Raw genomic sequence first — 17,615 nt, 5'->3', positions numbered from 1 at the left:
GCCGGATCCAGCTTCCTCTGGTGAACGGCATGCAAGGAGAACACCTTTCCATGAAGAACCCCACGAGCGGCGGGCGCCGCGGGCGGCACCGCCGTCGCTGGACCGCGACCGGTCTGCTGCTCGGCGCGCCCGCCCTCGTCGTGCCGTATCTCCTGTTCACGCAGGAGGACTCACAGGCCGCCACGGTCGACGGCAGTGCCTTCTACCGGCTGGTTTCCGTACACAGCGGCAAGGCGCTGGACGTCGACAGTTTCTCCACCGCCGCCGGCACCCGTGTCCAGCAGTGGACCGACCAGAACACCGCCAACCAGCAGTGGAAGCTGAAGCCCACCGGGGACGGCTACTACGAGCTGGTGAACCGCAACAGCGGCAAGGTGCTGGGTATAGCGGGCAGTTCGACCGCACGCTCGGCCGCCGCCGAGCAGCAGACCGACAGCTCCGCCACCTCCCAGGAGTGGCGGATCGGCAAGGTGAGCGGTTCCGACGCCGTCACCTTCACCTCCCGCAGGAGCGGCCAGGTCCTGGATGTCTCCGGCGGCTCCATGGCCGACGGCGCGGCAGTCGTCCAGTATCCCGGGAGTGGCGGCGCCAACCAGCAGTGGAAGCTGGTGAAGGTGGGCGAGACCCCGGCGGCCGGGACCGGCGGGGCGCGGACCACGGCCGCCGCCGGACCGTACCTGTGGAAGAACACCCAGGTGGTGGGCGGCGGTTACGTCACCGGGCTGGTGTTCAACCCGCGCGAGAAGGGCCTGCTGTACGCGCGCACCGACATGGGCGGCGCCTACCGCTGGGACACCGCGGCCAAGCAGTGGATCCCGCTGACCGACTGGGTCGGTGAGAAGGACTGGAACCTGCTGGGCATCGACTCGGTGGCCACCGACCCCGTCGACCCCAAGCGGCTCTACCTCGCGGCGGGCACCTACACCAACGACTGGGCGGGCAACGGCGAGATCCTGCGCTCCACCGACCGTGGACGCACCTTCAAGCGCACCGCTCTGCCCTTCAAGCTGGGCAGCAACGAGGACGGCCGCGGCGCGGGCGAACGGCTGGTGATCGACCCCGCGGCGCACGGCACCCTGCTGATCGGCACCCGCAAGAACGGCCTGTGGCGCAGCACCGACTACGGCGTGACATGGAGGCAGGTCTCCTCGTTCCCCGTCAAGGACGGGGCGAGCAGCGGCGGGGGCATCTCCTTCGTGACGTACGGCCCGGCCGGAAGCAGGACGGTCTACGTCGGTGTCGCCGACAAGTCCACCTCCCTGTACCGCTCCACCGACGGCGGCACCACCTGGCAGGCCGTCTCCGGGCAGCCCACCGGCCAACTGCCGCAGCACGGCGTACTCTCCGGTGACGGCTCGCTGTACCTGACGTACACCGACGTCCTCGGCCCCAACGGCGTGACGGCGGGCTCCGTGTGGAAGTACACGCCGGCCCGTGGGGCGTGGAAGGACGTCTCCCCGTCCCGGGGCGGTTACGGGTTCTCCGGTCTGGCCGTCGACCCGCGCAAGCCGGCCACGGTGATGGTCACCACCCTCGACCGCTGGTACCCCGAGGACGAGATCTACCGGACCACCGACGGCGGCGGGACCTGGAAGGCACTGTCCGGCAAGTCGGTGCGGAACGCCTCCGCCGCTCCCTACGTCGGTACCGGCACCGGTCACTGGATGACCGCCCTGGCCATCGACCCCTTCGACTCCGGGCACGTGCTGTACGGCACCGGCAGCGGTATCTGGGGAAGCGCCGACGCCACCGCCACCGACCACGGCGGCGTCAGCCACTGGAGCGTGGCGGCCGGCGGCCTGGAGGAGACCGCGCTGGCGGACGCGGTCGCCCCGCCCGGCGGCGCCACCGTCATCAGCGGCATGGGCGACCTGGGCGGTTTCCGCTACGACGCCCTGACCCGGGTGCCCTCCGGGCGGCTGAAGAACCCGATGATGGTCACCAGCACCGACATCGACTTCGCCCAGTCCAACCCCTCCTTGATGGTCCGTGTCGGCCGTGGCGCCGCACAGGACGGCGCCTACTCCACCGACGGGGGCCGCACCTGGAAGGGGTTCAGGGCAGAGCCGGTGGGCAGCGCCGACAGCGGCCAGGTCGCGCTCGCGGCGGACGGCTCCACCATCGTCTGGACCGAGGCCGGCCAGGCTCCCTACCACTCGTCCGACAAGGGGGCGAGCTGGTCGAGGGTCAGCGGTCTGGGCACCGGCGCCGTGGTCGTCGCCGACCGTTCCTCGGCGAGGACGTTCTACTCACTGGCCGGCGGCACGCTCTACGCCAGCACCGACGGCGGCGCGAGCTTCACCGCCCGCGCGGGCAGCCTGCCCGCCGGCCGGCTCACGGCCGTCCCCGGCATCGCCGGGGACCTGTGGATCGCCGACGGCACCAAGGGGCTGCTGCACTCCACTGACGGCGGCCGCACCTTCACCACGCTGAGCACGGTGAAGTCCGCTTCGGCCCTCGGCTTCGGCAAGGCCAAGCCGGGCACCAAATACCAGGCCCTGTACCTGATCGGCACCGTCAAGAACGTCACCGGAGTCTTCCGCTCCACCGACAAGGGCGCCACCTGGCTGCGCGTCAACGACAACGCCCACCAGTGGGGCAACATCGGCGGCACCGGCGTCATCACCGGCGACCCCGACACCTACGGGCGCGTCTACGTCGGTACCAACGGACGCGGTCTCCAGTACGGCGACCCGTCCTGACCCCAGCACCAGAACGGGGCCGCAGGCTCGACAGCCCGCGGCCCCGCCACGGCTCCCCGGCTACTTGGCTTCTCGCCGCGAGGTGGTGGTGCTCCGCTAGGAGGCGTCGCTCACCGTGCCGGTGAACTCAGGGCCCTCGACCGACTCTCCAGCGGGGTCGTAGGTCCAGAGGCGCAGGCGCAGTGACTCCGTGTTCTCGGTCAGTTGGTCGGTGACGGTGGGTACGGACACGTCGATGCTCAGGCTGCCCGCGGGCACTTCACCCAGGAGCACCGCGCCGTTCGGCAGGGCGGACAGGGGTCGCTCCGGATCCGGTGAGGCTCCGAAGTTCTCGTTCAGCCACGTCGCGGGGACGTCCTTGGTGGACAGTTCGGGGCCCTCGGAGACGGGCAGCAGCTGCAGGTCCGTCCAGGTGGCGACGTCGGCGGCCGTGTTGAGGCTGATCCGCCAGACCAGTGGTCGGCCCTCGGTGACCTGGTCGGCGACCGGTGTCATGGTCACCGTGGGCTGAGGGTCGTCGTTCTCGGCGGTGACGCCGCCCAGGTAGGAGCCGATCACCGCGCCGCGTACGGTCTTGACGGCCACCCGGTGGTCCGTGTCGGAGCTGTAGCGGGTGTTGCCCTCGACCGTGACCGGTATGTCGACGTGCGTGCCGGCCCGGACCTTGACCGTGCGCGCGACGGGGAAGGCGCTGCCCGGCTCGTCCACGAACAGCCGGACCTCACCGCTGCCCGACCCCGACACCCGTACCGGCACCTGGTAGGTGCGCGAGCCGGAGTCGCCCTCTTTGACGGTCAGGTGGCCGACGTCCACGCGCGCCAGCTTCGCGGGCTCGACGGCGGGGGTGCCGGGGCGCCAGCCGTAGGCGTCCACCAGCCATGCCGTCCCGGACCCGGTACGAGGGGTCAGGTGCAGGGTCTTCACGTGGCCGAGGTCGATGCGCCTGCCGGTCTCGGCGGACAGGGGTACGCGGACCTCGCGCGCCCAGTAGGAGGAGGTACGGGAGGTGCCCGACAGACCGTCGACGCGGACCCGGCCGAGGTTCGCCCGCTTGCCGGAGGTGTCGCTGAGGGCGATGTCCAGCTGGGTGCCGGTGGTGTTCGGCGGCACGATCACGCGCAGGCTCAGCGACTTCGCGCCGGACAGGGCGACCGGGCGGGCGGGGCTGAACCCGGTGGCGGCGCCGGAGCGGGTCCAGTTCATGGCCAGCGCGTACCGGTCCGGCTCCTTGCCGGGTGCCACGCTGCGCCACTCGGCGAAGTGCGGGGAAGCCGTGTTGAGCGCGGGGTCCAGGCAGGAGACCTTCGGGTCCGGGTCCACCTGGGCGCACAGCCGGCCGCCGCTGACCTTGGCGGAGGCGGCGGGCAGGAACGCCCCCGAACGGGCGGCGCCGACGGCGTGGGTGAGGACACGGGCGGGTCCGGCGGAGAGGGCGCGCGCGGAGGATCCGTCGAGCAGCGGGCGGACCCGGTCGTCACCGGCGACGAACAGACGGGCCGCCGCGGCTATGTACGTCGAGCCCGCCTTCTGCTGCTGCGCGGCGGTGAGCCGGCCGGCGGTACCCGGCGAGCACACGGGGTCGTGCTCTTCGCCGCCGTAGGAGAAGTCGTCCGAGGCCGGTGCCGTGGCCTGGCCGGGGGTCCACTCGGTGTTGAAGTAGTTGTGGTTGGCGCCCGTCATGTAGACCGCGCTGTGCAGGGCCTTGCCGCGGCTGACCTCTCGGGTGCCGTCGACGTAGTACTCGCCCTGCAGGTCGATGACGTCTCCGTCGCAGCCCGGCAGGATCGTCACGGACGGCACGTCGGGTGCGGGGTTCTGGCCGAAGATCGTGGGGCCTATGAGGACGGTTCCGCGTATCTTCCAGCGGGTCGGGCCGTGGTAGCCGTCCTGGTCGGCGGGGGGCGGGGCGAGGCTGTCCAGCGCTGCCCTGTCGACGCCCTCGCCGCCACGGGAGTGGCCCACCAACAGCACCCGGCCGAGGTCGGCGCGGGGTGCCCGTCGTACGACGTCGGGGGCCTTGGACGGGTCGGCGGCCCAGTCCGCCCAGTGGGCCAGGTGCAGCCGTACCAGCGAGGAGCGGGCCTGGGCGCCGGCGTCGTCGGCCTGCCAGTCCTGGGCGTTGACGGAGTTGGCCGAGATCGAGACCGTCACATAGCCCTGGGAGGCGAGGAGTTGCTGGTCGTGCAGGTAGCCGCGGTAGCTCGGCACCGGCTCGTAGTCGGCCGGGCACGGCCAGTCGAGGGTAACGTCGTCGCCCTTGAAACAGGTGCCGTGGCGCCCGTGGAGGAACAGCGCGAGCGGACGGCTGCCCGTGGCGCCCACCGGCGCGACCACCACGGCCTTCATCTCCACGCCCGTGTCGTAGCCGGGCAGTTGGACGGACGGCAGGGAGTACTCGCCGCTGGTCGTACGGAACGAGCCGGCCACGCCGGGGTCGACCTTGTTCACGGTCGCCGCCTGGGGCAGACGCGACGGACTCGATGAGTTGTCGGGTCTACGGCGTTCACGGGCCGTGGCGTTCACTCCGGCCGCGTCCAGACGGCGCCCCGCGGCCTCGACCCGCAGATCGTCCGTCCTGCCGAGGCGCACGCCGTCGAGCGGAAGCCTGAAGGTGCGCCCGTCAGCGGCGGGTCTGGGGACACCCAACAGCCGTTCCCCGCTGCGGAACTCGACCTGGGCATCGCCCACCGGCACCTTCTCGGGCGAGCGCCATACGAGCTCCGCCGAATCCCCGGAACCGGTGGTCAGCCAGCCCTGGGGAAGTCCCGGAGACACGGGAGCGGTCGGCCGCCCGGGCTCCGGTTCCGGCGAGGCCTGCGCCACCCCCGGCGACGCCAGCGCCAGCGCGAGGGCCGCTGTCACAGCGGCCGTCACGCGCGAGACACGGATCACTTCTGTTCCTCCTCATGGTCAGTGCCCTGGGAACCCCACGGGCCCCGGGCTCCCCCGACGCACTAAATGCAGCACATTCGAACACCCTGTCACCTCCGCACACGGCATTCGCACAAGTTCCGCCCCTTCCGTACATCAAGACACGTGCAACCAGGGGGAGTTGGGCTGCCGGTGAGCAGACTCCCGTGCGCGTGAAGGTCGTCACCGAGCGGGCACAAAGGGCGCACTCCGGTCGAGTTGACGACATTCGGCGAGCGCGCTGAGTATCGTCCGGCGGACAGAGACACCGGCAGTGCGGAAGGGACGTGACGTCCTACGTGCCCTACGTGTTCTACGACTGAGGAACAGCCATGACCGCCAACGACGACCCGATCCTGTTCCGCCTCAACATCGAGGTGGCGAACCTCGACGAGGCGGTCACGTTCTACTCGGCCTTGCTCGGGACGACCGGCCGCAGGCAGGCGGGTGCGCGGTGCTACTTCCCCTGCGGTGCGGTCACTCTGCAGGTGCTGGACGTGTCCGGCCACGGCAGCGTCCACCGGCTGCCGAAGTCGCTCTACTTCACCGTACGAAGCCTCGGCGACGTGTTCGACCGCGCTCGTGGGCTGGGCTGCCTGTCGACCGAGGACGCGCACGGCGCGTCGGCGGGTGAGATCGCGGTACGGCCATGGGGCGAGCGGTCGTTCTACGTCGACGATCCCTGGGGGAACTCGCTCTGTTTCGTCGAGGCGGGGACGGTCTACGAGGGGTGACGCGGCGGGCGGCACCGACGCCTCGGAGCGCGAGACGCCGAAAGCCTTCTCAGGCGGCGGCCGTCGGGTTCGCCGGCTCGGCTGCGCGGCGGTGTTCGGCGTTGATGCGCTGGGCTTCCTCCAGCTGGTCTTCGAGGATCACGATGCGGCAGGCGGCCTCGATCGGAGTGCCCTGGTCGACGAGTTCGCGGGCGCGGGCGGCGATCCGCAACTGGTAGCGGGAGTAACGGCGGTGTCCGCCGGCGGAGCGCAGCGGGGTGATGAGGCGGGCTTCGCCGATGGCGCGGAGGAAGCCCTGCGTGGTGCCGAGCATCTCGGCGGCCCGGCCCATGGTGTAGGCGGGGTAGTCGTCGTCATCGAGCCGGCCGAAAGAGTCGTCTGCTGTCATCGCACCTCTCTGTGGAACGCGTGGAGGGGCCCTGGTGCCTATCGCACCAGGGCCCCGAAGGAACTGCTACACCATCTGCCGGCCCTGATAACGCGCCGGCCTTCTGTTTCCGCAGACCCGACCCAGTCGCTGTCGGGGGTGCTGGGATCGCGGTTGCTTGACCGGAGACCACCTCACTATCGATGTCCTGCGGTACCCGGGTTCAATGCTTCGGCCCGGGCGATCCTGATGGCGCTCGGCTCCTCCGTTCTTCCCTCTGGGACCAATCACTTACCAAGCGGGTAATGCGTACTGCTGGTGATGCGAACTTCCCGGTGCGCGCGCCCGCAGCCGACGCCTTCACCGAGGTACTGCTCACTGCCTTCGCTGCTGGATGTTGCGAACTGGCGGCCCCTGATCACTGCGGGCCACCCGGTCCGGTCGTCAGTCCCGTCGCCGTCCTGCGACAACCCTGGCTTCGGAACTCCACCACCGCACCGTTCTGCGAACTTCAACTGCGGTACTGCCGCCCGGCAGTTCGTGTCTGCCAGGCCCTGCTGTCTCTCTGGGCTACGAGAGAAACCATAGCCAGAGAGCCCCTCAATGTCTACTCCAGCGAACATAGATTTCTGTGCGCTCGACAGCGAGATAATCAGCGCCTGCGCCGATCACGGAACGGTGGGCGGGAGGTCCGGGCCGTCGGCGCGCAGGGGGGCGTGAGCGAGCTTCGGGGACTTCGGGGACTTCGAGGGGTCGGCGACCGATGACCCCTTCTTCTTGTGGTGGCGGGGCACGACGTCCTGGGGGAACGTCAGCTGCTGGTTCATCCACGCCAGAGCGGGGGGCATCTCCTGCACCCAGGTCGGGAAGTTGTGGCTGCCGTGCTCGGGCAGAATCGACACGACGCGCATGGGCGCCCTGACGGCTCGGAGGAAGGCCTGCGTCTGCGGATAGCCGCGTTCACCGTGCTTGCTCTCGGCCACCAGTACGGAGACCTGGGGAACCGGCAGATGCCTCAGCCTCCACATCAGGTCGTGGCCGTTGCTCCGCTCGGCGCGGTCCGGTCCGCTGCCGAAGAGGTTGCCGGTCGTCGGATCGTCCTTGACCTTGTAGTCGGGCGACAGGGCGGCGGCCGTCGTGTACACGTGCGGATCGCGCATCGTCAGCTGAAGGGCGCAGCTGCCGCCGGAGGAGTAGCCCATGACACCCCAGGCACTGGCGGCACGACCCACCCGATAGGAGGACTTCAGGGCGTCCGGCAGATCCCTGGCCAGGAAGGTCTCTGTCTGCGGACCGCCCGGTACGTTCACACACTCGGTGTCGCGCGGTGGGGCGACCGTCGGCCGGATCATCACCATGATGGTCGGCTGCATCCGACCGCTCTTCTGCAGCTCACCGGCGATCTGGGGCACCCGCAGATGCTGCGCGAGGTTGAAGATGCTGCCCGGGTAGCCACTGAGTGCCACGATCACCGGGAAGCGCTGCCGTTGGTACGCCTTCTGGAAGTACTGCGGCGGCAAGTAGACGAAGGCCGGGTCGACCACGCCGGTGCGGCGTCCGACGATCTTCACGGACTCCACCCGCCCGTTCACCGCGGCAGGACCGGTGGGCAGTCCACCGACCTGGCTCAGCTGCTCGTCGGTGGCCGGCTGTACCAGCGCCCCCTTCAGGGCGACGTCGGTCGCCGTGCCGACTCCGCCGTCCCCCGCCTGCGTCACCCCGACGGGGGCGGTCTCGACGCGGCCGAAGAGTTCACCCCACGATCCGAAGAACTGGTACGACGAGTTCAGCCAGCACGCGAACGCCACGATGATCACCACCTGGGTCGTCCCGATGGCCACCAGTCGTCCGAGCACCTGCCACAGTCCCTGCCGGGCGAACCGTGGCCACGACCAGACCATCAGTGCCACGCCCACGACGGCGAGGGCCGCCATCACATACACAGTCGTCTCGCTGGTCAGACCCATACCGGTTGATACCCGATTTCCCTACCCGTGCGGTTTCCTTCACACAGAAGGAGGGCTATTGCACCCTTCGCGTTCCCCAATCAGCGCAAATGGGGTGCAAAAGAGGGTCCATTCGTGTCACGACCGCACCTCGCCGACCACGGGCCGGTAGCCCACACCTGGAAGCCGGACGGCCGCGCCGGGAACAGCCGGTCCGGTCGGCACGGTTGCACCGACGAGGGACCAGCGCCGTACGGGCCCACTTGGATCAATACGTTTTTTCCGCAGGAGGACTGCTTCATGACTGACCGGCCCTTGACGCTCATGGCAGTACACGCCCACCCCGACGACGAGGCCACCGGAACCGGAGGGATCCTCGCGCGATACGCGGCGGAGGGCGTACGCACGGTACTCGTGACCTGTACCGACGGCGGTTGCGGTGACGGACCGGGGGGTGTCAAGCCTGGCGATCCCGGGCACGATCCGGCGGCGATCGCCCTGCTGCGCCGTCAGGAACTCGAGGCGAGCTGTGGGGTCCTGAAGATCAGCGACCTGGAGATGCTGGACTACGCCGACTCCGGGATGATGGGCTGGCCGAGCAACGACGCCCCCACGTCCTTCTGGCAGACCCCTGTGGAGGAAGGCGCCGCCCGACTCGCGGAACTCATGCGGCACTACCAGCCCGATGTGGTCGTCACCTACGACGAGAACGGCTTCTACGGCCACCCCGACCACATCCAGGCCCACCGCATCACGATGGCGGCGCTGGAGATGACCGCGCTGACACCGAAGGTGTACTGGACGACGATGCCCCGCTCGATGATGCGGCGGTTCGGCGAGACCATCCGCGAGTTCCAGGAGGACATGCCGGAGCCGGATCCCGCCGAGATGGCCGCGCTGGCCGAGATCGGCCTCCCCGACGACGAGATCACCACATGGGTGGACACCACCGCGTACAGCGGCCAGAAGTTCGACGCGCTGGCCGCGCACGCCAGTCAGGGCGAGAACATCTTCTTCCTCAAGATGGGCAAGGAGAGGTTCGGCGAGCTGATGGGCACGGAGACCTTCCTACGTGTCCAGGACGCCACCGGCGCGGCCGTACCCGAGAAGGATCTCTTCGCCGGACTGCGCTGACCCGCCCACCGGATCCCGGCCGGCCGGGATCCGGAAAGGCGGTCCGGCTCCGGCTACCAGCGCAGCGGAAGGGCGGCGAGGTGGTTGTCGAGCTGGTCGGCGATGAGGCGGTGGTCGTGGAAGGAGGGGTGCCAGTCGCATCCGAGGTAGTCCAGGCCGGCGCTGTCGTAGTACCAGTAGCCGATCCTGTGGTCGCCCCGGCGGTTGCGGCTCCGGACGATGCGCCGGGCGGTGTCGGCGAACGCCGTGTCGGCGAGGTGGGTGGCGCTGACCACGATGAACGTCCTGCTGCCGTATCGGGCACGCAGTGTGTCGAGGAAGCCGTGGTAGGCGGTCTCGTAGGCGGCGGTCAGCTCGTCCTGCGTGGTCCAGGGCTCGCCCGGGTTGAGCGGCGTCGAGAAGTCGTTGATGCCCAGGCCGACCACGACGACCCGCGGCTGCCAGCTGTCCGGTTTCCGCCAGACGTCGCCGTCGACGTTCAGCAGGGCACGGTCGTAGTACGTGCGGAAGTCCGTGCCGGGGCTGCTTCCGTTGTAGTTGCGGACCATGCCCCGGCCGGAGAAGGCGTTGATCTGGTAGTCGGCGCCGAGGCTCCGGGCGGTGAGGGCGCCGAAGGCGAGGTCGGCGTCGCTGTTGCGGTTGACTCCTCCGTTGCCCGAACAGTCGCGGACGGTGGAGGCGTTGCCGTAGCCCGCGGTGTAGGAGTCGCCGATGAACTCGATCTGTCTGCTTCGCGCGCGGGGACGGGCGAGGATCGTGCCTCCGGGAGCGGCGACGAACCCGCCGAACCCGCCGGCGGCCCAGGGGCTCTCGGTGCGCTTGACGAGCCGTACGCGGTGCTCCGTGTCGGCGAGGCCGTCGATCCAGGACGTGATCCGGCCCGGAGTCACCAGTGTGGCCGTGGTCGTTCCGTCGATCTGTACGTCGTAGTCGTTGTCGGAGTCGTCGAGGACGATGCCGACACCGGTGCCGCGGAACCGGCCCTCGAAGTAGATGCCGGGCCAGGTGTACCGCACGAACCCGTCAACGGCCTCCTTGACTCGGCCCACCGTCCGGAACCGGGCCCGGGTACCGGACGCCGGCGAGGCCTGGGAGGCCTGGGAGGGGGAGGCGACGGCGGTGACGGCGCCCGCGGTGGCGGCGGTGAGCAGCGTCCTTCGGGATAAGTGACGAGACGTCCGCATGTGGCCTTCCTTTGGTGTGGGGGCAGTTGTGGGAGCGCTCCCACAGCCGGTTCGTCCAAGGTGGCCGTCACACCCGTCTCCGTCAACCCCTCCGTCGCCCCGTCACGCGGACGGCATGCCCGCGGTGCTCGGCAGGAGGACGGTGAACGTGGTCGAACCCGGGGTGCTTTCCAGGGTGACGCTTCCGTCGTGGGCCTCCGCCACCGCTGCCACGATCGAGAGGCCCAGGCCGGTGCCCGTGCCGGCTTTCGCGTCCTCGGGGCGGCGGCGGTCGGCGTGGGTGAAGCGTTCGAAGACCTTGGACCGGACGTCCGCCGAGACGCCCGGCCCGTCGTCGTGGACCTTCAGCAGCGCTGTCGTGTCGTCGGTCTCCAGGGAGACGGTGACCGTGCTGCCGGCGGGGGTGTGCAGGCGGGCGTTGGCCAGCAGGTTGGCCAGCACCTGGTGGAGGCGGTGGGTGTCGCCGGGCACCGTCACCGGCTCCTCGGGCAGTTCCATCAGCCAGCGGTGTCCGGGGCCCGCGGCCTGCGCGTCCGTCACCGCGTCGAGGACCAGGCGGGTCAGGTCGACGGGCAGGCGTTCCAGGGGGCGGCCGGCGTCCAGGCGGGCCAGGAGCAGCAGGTCGTCGACCATCTCGCCCATGCGGGCGGCTTCGGCCTCGATGCGCTCCAGGGCCCGCGTCACCTTCTGCGGCACCGGGTCCGGGTGCAGCAGCGCCAGTTCGGCGTGACCTCGGATCGACGCCACGGGCGTACGGAGTTCATGGCTGGCGTCGGCGGCGAAACTGCGCAGCCGTTCCTGGCTCGCGTGCCGTTGCGTGAGCGCGTCCTCGACGTGGCCGAGCATCGCGTTGAAGGCTCCGGCGACGCGTCCCACCTCGCTGCGCGGGTCGCTCTCGGGGGCGCGTGCCGGAAGCGCCACCTCGCCGCTGGAGAGCGGGAGTTCACTGACCCGGGTGGCGGTCGCGGCCACTTTGCTGAGCGGTCGCAGCGACCAGCGCACCCACAGCGCACCGGCGACTCCGGTGACGGCGAGGGCCGCGCCGAAGACGATCGCGGCGACCAGTTCCAGCCGGTGGACGGTGGCCTCCACGGGCTCCATGGGCAGCCCGGTGATCAGGACGTCGCCGTCCCTGCCCTCGGTCACCATCAGGCGGTAGTCGCCCAGCGCCGGGAGATCGGCCGTGTGCCCCCCGCCGTCGGCCGGAAGCGCGGCGAGCTTTCTCCTGTCCCGCGCGCCGAGCGTGACGGTCACCGTGCCCGTACCGCTGCCGGACGCGACCACCGCGGCGTTGGTGACGGTGTCGCCGACCAGGCGTGCGCCGAAGGTGCCGACCGTCTGACGGCGGGTGTCACCGTCGCCGCCCTCGTCGCCGTCGTGGTCCGAGGGCCGGCCGGGGCCGTGCTCCAGGCTCGCCGGGAACCGTACGCCCGTCTCGCGCAGTTGCTGGTCGAGGCGGCCGGTGAGGAAGCCGTTCAGCTCCACCACCGCCGCGACCCCGACGGCCGCGCAGCTGACCGCGAGCAGCACGACGAGGCCGGCGGTGAGCCGCGCCCGCAGCGTGTGCGGCCGGGGCAGGCGCGGGAGGCGGGGCGACGGCAGGCGGATCTCGCGACCCCGCCGCGTCCTCACTGGGCCACCGGCTTGAGTACGTATCCGGCGCCGCGCACTGTGTGGATCATGGGCGGGCGGCCCGCGTCCACCTTCTTGCGCAGGTAGGAGATGTACAGCTCGACGACATGGGCCTGCCCGCCGAAGTCGTAGGACCAGACGCGGTCGAGGATCTGCGCCTTGCTCAGCACGCGCCGCGGGTTGCACATGAGGTAGCGCAGCAGTTCGAACTCCGTCGGGGACAGCTCAATGAGTTCGCCGGCGCGGGTGACCTCGCGGGCGTCCTCGTCCATGGCGAGGTCACCGACGGTCAGCCGTGGCCCGTCCTCCGTCTGCCGGGCCATGCCGGCCCGGCGCAGCAGTCCGCGCAGCCGGGCGACGACCTCCTCCAGGCTGAACGGTTTCGTCACGTAGTCGTCGCCGCCGGCCGTGATCCCGGCGATCCGGTCCTCGACCGCGTCGCGCGCGGTCAGGAAGAGGACGCACACGTCGGGGCGCACGGCGTGCAGCGAGGGCAGCACGGCGAAGCCGTCGGTGTCCGGGAGCATGACGTCGAGGACGACGGCGTCGGGCAGCAGTTCGCGTGCCTCGGCGACGGCCGAGACGCCGTCGCCCGCCGTACGGACCTCCCAGCCCTCGTACCGCAGGGCGCCGGAGAGGACCTCCGCGAGGTCGGGGTCGTCGTCTACGACGAGGACGCAAAGCGGGGTGCCGTCGGTCCGGGTCAGCGTGGGGCGGCCTGGGCCGCGTGGGCGGGGAGTGTTCATCTCAGGTACCAGGATGCGGTCTCGCCGTGTCCCGGGCCGCTTCCCCGACCTCTGAGTTCGCTCTGAGTCCACCCTGAGCCCGCTGTGCCCACACGCCACGCCCGGCCTCCTGACACACCTCCCACCTGCGTCGATGCCCTCGCCGGCCCCCGAGCACTGAGAGCTGGCTCAGAAGTTGCCCCGGCACAGTGGCATCCCGGACGGCCGAAAGGACGTACGAACAGACTCACGGGCAGCCGAAAGGACACGCGGATGACGACGGCGTACGCGCAACGAAGGGTCGCTCCCGCGCCTCCGGCGCCACGGCGGTCCCCGGCCGGTCCCGTGCTCGCCGCCTTGTGGGCCGGGGCCGCCGCCGTGATCGCCCTGTGGTGGTACGACACCGGGTCGGTCGTGGGCGCCACGGGCTGGCTGACGGGCGCCGGGCGGATCGCGGGACTGCTGTGCGGGTACGCCTGTGCCGTCCTCGTCGGTCTGATGGCCCGCGTCCCGCTCCTGGAGCGGCGGATCGGGGCGGACCGGGTGACGCGCTGGCACGCGATGGCGGGCCGGTACACGATCTGCCTGCTGCTCGCCCACATCACCCTGATCCTCCTCGGGTACGCCGCCCAGGACGGCTCCTCGTTCCTGGACGAGGCGCTCACCGTGGTCCTGGACTACCCGGAGATGCTCAAGGCCACCGCCGGCACCGTCATCCTGTTCGCGGTCGGCATCGTCTCCGCCCGCGCGGTGCGCCGTCGCGTCAGCCACGAGTTCTGGTACTACCTCCACCTGCTCACGTACGCCGCCCTCTTCCTCACCTTCGGCCACCAGCTCGCCCTGGGCTCCGACTTCACCGGCAACGGGCCGGCCCAGGCCGCCTGGTACGCGCTCTACCTGGGCGTTTCCGCCCTGGTGGGCTGGTTCAGGATCCTCGCCCCGGTACGGCTCAACCTGCGTCACCGGCTTCGGGTCGACTCCGTGCACCAGGAGGCGCCGGGCGTGTACTCCGTCGTCATCGGCGGCCGGCGGCTGCACGAGATGGGCGTACGGCCGGGGCAGTTCCTGCGCTGGCGGTTCCTCACCGACGGCATGCGCTGGACGTCCACGCCGTACTCCCTGTCGGCGCCGCCGCGACCGGACCTGCTGCGCATCACCGTCAAGGCGCTCGGCGACCACAGCGCCGCCGTCCCGCTGCTGCGGCCGGGCACGCGGGTGTGGGCGGAGGGCCCGTACGGGGCGCTGACCGCCGACCGGCAGACCACGCACAGGTCCCTGCTGATCGCGGGCGGAGTCGGCGTCACCCCGCTGCGGGCCCTGTTCGAGACGCTGCCCGGCGACGTCACCCTCCTCTACCGCGCCCGCACGAACGAGGATCTCGCCCTGGGCGGTGAGCTGGAGGCCGTCGCGCGATGGCGCGGAGCGAAGGTGCTCTACGCGCTCAACGGCCCGGACGGCAGGCGCCCCGACCTCACCGCCGACGCGCTGCGCGCCGCCGTGCCCGACCTCGACTCCCACGACGTGTACCTGTGCGGCCCGCACGGGTTCACGCAGGACCTGTACGGGGAGCTGCGCGGCGCCGGGGTCCCTGACCGCCGTATCCACCACGAGTCCTTCGAGCTGTGAGGCCGTCTTGCACACGTTGAGGAAGAACCGCCCGCTGCGCCGCATCGTGCTGGCGAGCGCCGCGACCGTCTCCGGCATGGTGCTGCTGCTGTCGCTGAAGCCGCACACGACGCCCTCTGTCGCCGGGCTCGCGTCCGCTCCCGCGCCGTCGAGCAGTTCGAGCAGTTCCAGCACGTCGGGGGCCGGGTCGACCGGGTCGGCCACCGGCACCCGGACCCTCACCGGCGATACCGTCCAGACCCGCTGGGGTCCCGTCCAGGTCCGGGTCACGGTGACGGACGGGAAGCTCACCGCCGTCACCGCGGTCACCTACCCGCAGGAGAACCCACGGGACCAGGAGATCAGCTCGTACGCCATCCCGCAGTTGACCAGGGAGGCGCTCACCGCCCAGAGCGCCGACATCGACACCGTCTCCGGGGCCACGTACACCAGCGACGGATACAGGCAGTCGCTCCAGTCGGCGCTGGACTCCGCGAACGGCTGAATCAGCTCACCGAGTTCACCGGCGTCAGGATCACCGCCTGGCCGCCCGCGCTGGTCATGGTCACGCTGAGGGTGGTGGCGGAGGTGACCGTCCGGGTGCTGACGACGGTGGGGGTCGCGTGCGGGGTGCTGCCCGCCGTGCCGTCGGCGTAGATCGTGGCCGTGTAGGACGTGCCGCTGTCGAGGAAGGTCAGCGGGACCGACAGGGTGCGCGCGTCCTCATTGGTCATCGCTCCGAGGAACCAGGTGATGCCGCTGCGGCGGGCCACCGCGACGTACTGGCCGACGGCCGCCGCCACCGTGGTGCTCTCGTCCCAGGTGGTGGGGATGGCGTCGAACCAGGCGAGGCCGGGCCAGTTGGCGGTGGTGGCGTAGGCGGACGGTTTTGAGTACCAGTAGAGGAAGTTCAGCGGCTGGTAGTAGACGGCGGCCATCGCCAGCTGGTGGTTGTTGGTGGTCTGGTCGCGCGACTGGCCGTAGCAGATGGTGTAGTCCATCGGGCCGCCGACGTTACGGGCGAAGGGCAGCAGGACGTTGTTGGTGGCGGTCGGGAACTGCTCGTTGCCCCGGACGCCCTCCAGGCTGATCCAGTTGGGATACGTGCGCTCGTAACCCCAGGAGCGGACGTCGTCGTGCATGTCGATGAGCAGCTCGTACTTGGCGGCGGCCTTGGCCCAGGCGATGATCTGGTTGGTCATGGCCTGGGTGCCGTCGTTGATGAAGCCGAGCTTGATACCGGCCACGCCCCAGCTCTTGTACAGGGCGAACAGGGTGTCAGGGTCCGTCAGGGCGATGCGGTTGACGTAGAGGAAGACGCCGACGCCGTGACTGGTGGCGTAGTCGATCACGCCTGGCAGGTCGATCGCGGCTATCGGGGTGGTGGCGTCGAGGGTGCTGAACTCGGGGCCGTACCAGCCGGCGTCGTACTCGATGTACTGCAGGTTGCGGGCGGCGGCGAAGTCCACGCCCTGGGTGCCGGCGGCAGTGGTCAACTCGCAGCGGAACACCTTGCCCGGCTTGATCCAGGAGGTGGCCGGGAGGGCGCAGGGCGGGGCGAGGTTGAGGACGAGTTCGGCGTTGTCGATCAGGTCGCCGGCCTCGTCACCGAGCACCAGGACCCGCCAGGGCGTGGCGAACGGCGTGGTGACGGTCGTGGTGTTCTGCGCGGTGCCCGAGGAACGGGCGGACTTCTTCATCAGGTACGTCTTGAGCGTGTTGTCGGCGCCGGTGACGGAACTGACCATCGAGCGGGGGTAGTTGACCCGTGAGGATTCGCAGATGGTCGCATGCAGCCCGCTGTCCAGGGTGACGAGCAGCGGCAGGTCGCTGAGGTTGCCGTTGTCGGTGGTGGAGGTGCCGGTGAGCGGGATGGCACCCGGCGCGAGCGGGCTGTAGGCGTCCTCGTCCCGGGCGCTGTAGACCGTGGTGCCGGCGGGGAAGGCCCAGGTGGTCAGCTCGTCGGAGATGGTGGCGCTGCCCGCGTCGAGCAGGACACAGCGCAGGGCCACACCGGTGTCGTAGGCGCGCAGTTGGACGGAGAAGTTGACGCCGCTGGTGGCCTCCCGGAGGTTCCAGCGCATCTCCTGGTAGTGGTCGCGGACGGTCGCGTCACGACCGTAGACCGGGGTCCAGGTGCTGTCCTTCGTCCAGTGCTGGTAGTTGGTCACCGACAGGTTCCCCGCGCCCAGTTGGGTGCCGTCGCTCAGCACGAGGCCGAGCGCCGAGGGGTTGAGGACGGTCGTGCCGCCGCGTTTCACCGACCACTGGAGCACGCCGCCGACCAGCGACATGGTGATCCTGTTCGCGCCGTCCGGCGAGGTCGCCGTGATCGACGCGTCCGCCGCCCGGGCGACGGACGTGCTGCCGAGGCCGAGGACCGCTCCTCCGGCGGTGACCGCCGCTCCCTTGAGGATCCCTCGCCGTGACAGGTTCCCGGGTGATGCGGGAGATTCCATGGTGTGCCCACCTCGCAGTTCGAACAAAACCAACCAGTAACAAACCTGCGACCCGCAGGGGTTGTTCTACTCCCCCGCCTTCCTCCTGGTCAACGGGTGTGCGCAAAACCAATGAAAAGAAACAGAAACCAACGTCCAAGTATTGACAGGGCTTCTGGCGACAGTTGTCATTAACCCGCCAAACGGCGGACATATACCCGGGGGACCTCGAAGAAGA

The 17,615-nt window shown here is 70.3% G+C and carries 12 protein-coding genes; 5 read left to right on the top strand and 7 right to left on the bottom strand.

Going from position 1 to position 17,615, the window contains the following annotated elements:
* Positions 1-50: 50 nt before the first annotated feature.
* Positions 51-2,702 (top strand): RICIN domain-containing protein, encoded by a 2,652-nt coding sequence (locus tag QA861_RS23940; protein WP_334590346.1) that lies wholly within the window; start codon positions 51-53, stop codon positions 2,700-2,702.
* Between the two features lie 96 nt (positions 2,703-2,798).
* Here QA861_RS23940 and QA861_RS23935 read toward each other — a convergent pair whose 3' ends face one another.
* Positions 2,799-5,594: a hypothetical protein gene (locus tag QA861_RS23935; RefSeq protein ID WP_334590345.1), complete on the bottom strand. Its 2,796-nt coding sequence runs from the start codon at positions 5,592-5,594 to the stop codon at positions 2,799-2,801.
* Positions 5,595-5,944: 350 nt separating this feature from the next.
* Here QA861_RS23935 and QA861_RS23930 point away from each other — a divergent pair, with 350 nt between their 5' ends.
* Entirely contained in the window at positions 5,945-6,346 is a 402-nt protein-coding gene (locus QA861_RS23930; RefSeq protein ID WP_334590344.1) for a VOC family protein, read from the top strand.
* 49 nt (positions 6,347-6,395) lie between these two features.
* On the opposite strand, the gene QA861_RS23925 is transcribed toward QA861_RS23930, so the two are convergent.
* Positions 6,396-6,734: a helix-turn-helix domain-containing protein gene (locus tag QA861_RS23925; protein ID WP_334590343.1), complete on the bottom strand. Its 339-nt coding sequence runs from the start codon at positions 6,732-6,734 to the stop codon at positions 6,396-6,398.
* Positions 6,735-7,381: 647 nt separating this feature from the next.
* Complete coding sequence (locus QA861_RS23920) at positions 7,382-8,680, bottom strand: alpha/beta hydrolase (protein ID WP_334590342.1); 1,299 nt, start codon at positions 8,678-8,680, stop codon at positions 7,382-7,384.
* A 279-nt stretch (positions 8,681-8,959) separates the two neighbouring features.
* Between QA861_RS23920 and QA861_RS23915 the strand changes: the two genes are divergently transcribed.
* Positions 8,960-9,793 carry a PIG-L family deacetylase gene (locus tag QA861_RS23915; protein ID WP_334590341.1) on the top strand — a complete coding sequence of 278 codons (834 nt, stop codon included), beginning with the start codon at positions 8,960-8,962 and terminating at the stop codon, positions 9,791-9,793.
* Positions 9,794-9,846: 53 nt separating this feature from the next.
* Here QA861_RS23915 and QA861_RS23910 read toward each other — a convergent pair whose 3' ends face one another.
* From QA861_RS23910 to QA861_RS23900, 3 genes are all read right to left on the bottom strand, one after another.
* On the bottom strand, positions 9,847-10,977 hold the full coding sequence (locus QA861_RS23910) for an SGNH/GDSL hydrolase family protein (RefSeq protein WP_334590340.1): 1,131 nt from the start codon (positions 10,975-10,977) through the stop codon (positions 9,847-9,849).
* A 102-nt stretch (positions 10,978-11,079) separates the two neighbouring features.
* Positions 11,080-12,609, bottom strand: a complete 1,530-nt coding sequence (locus QA861_RS23905; RefSeq protein ID WP_443041530.1) for a sensor histidine kinase — start codon at positions 12,607-12,609, stop codon at positions 11,080-11,082.
* The gene (locus tag QA861_RS23900) at positions 12,606-13,355 is read right to left on the bottom strand and encodes a response regulator transcription factor (protein WP_334590339.1); all 750 of its coding nucleotides are present in this window, start codon (positions 13,353-13,355) and stop codon (positions 12,606-12,608) included. Before QA861_RS23900 ends, QA861_RS23905 begins: the two co-directional genes overlap by 4 nt.
* Before the next feature lie 252 nt (positions 13,356-13,607).
* Here QA861_RS23900 and QA861_RS23895 point away from each other — a divergent pair, with 252 nt between their 5' ends.
* A complete protein-coding gene (locus QA861_RS23895) occupies positions 13,608-14,960 on the top strand; it encodes a ferredoxin reductase family protein (RefSeq protein ID WP_334590338.1) in 1,353 nt (450 codons plus the stop codon).
* A gap of 7 nt (positions 14,961-14,967) precedes the next feature.
* Positions 14,968-15,444, top strand: a complete 477-nt coding sequence (locus tag QA861_RS23890) for an FMN-binding protein (RefSeq protein ID WP_334590337.1) — start codon at positions 14,968-14,970, stop codon at positions 15,442-15,444.
* A gap of 1 nt (position 15,445) precedes the next feature.
* Here the strand turns inward: QA861_RS23890 and QA861_RS23885 are convergent, their stop codons facing one another.
* Entirely contained in the window at positions 15,446-17,398 is a 1,953-nt protein-coding gene (locus QA861_RS23885) for a glycoside hydrolase family 97 protein (protein WP_334590336.1), read from the bottom strand.
* Between the last annotated feature and the right edge of the window lie 217 nt (positions 17,399-17,615).

It is taken from the genome of Streptomyces sp. B21-083 (genome assembly GCF_036898825.1).
Lineage (GTDB): Bacteria > Actinomycetota > Actinomycetes > Streptomycetales > Streptomycetaceae > Streptomyces.
Note: the sequence above shows the minus strand (reverse complement) of the source record. Positions and strands in the feature narration are given on the sequence as shown.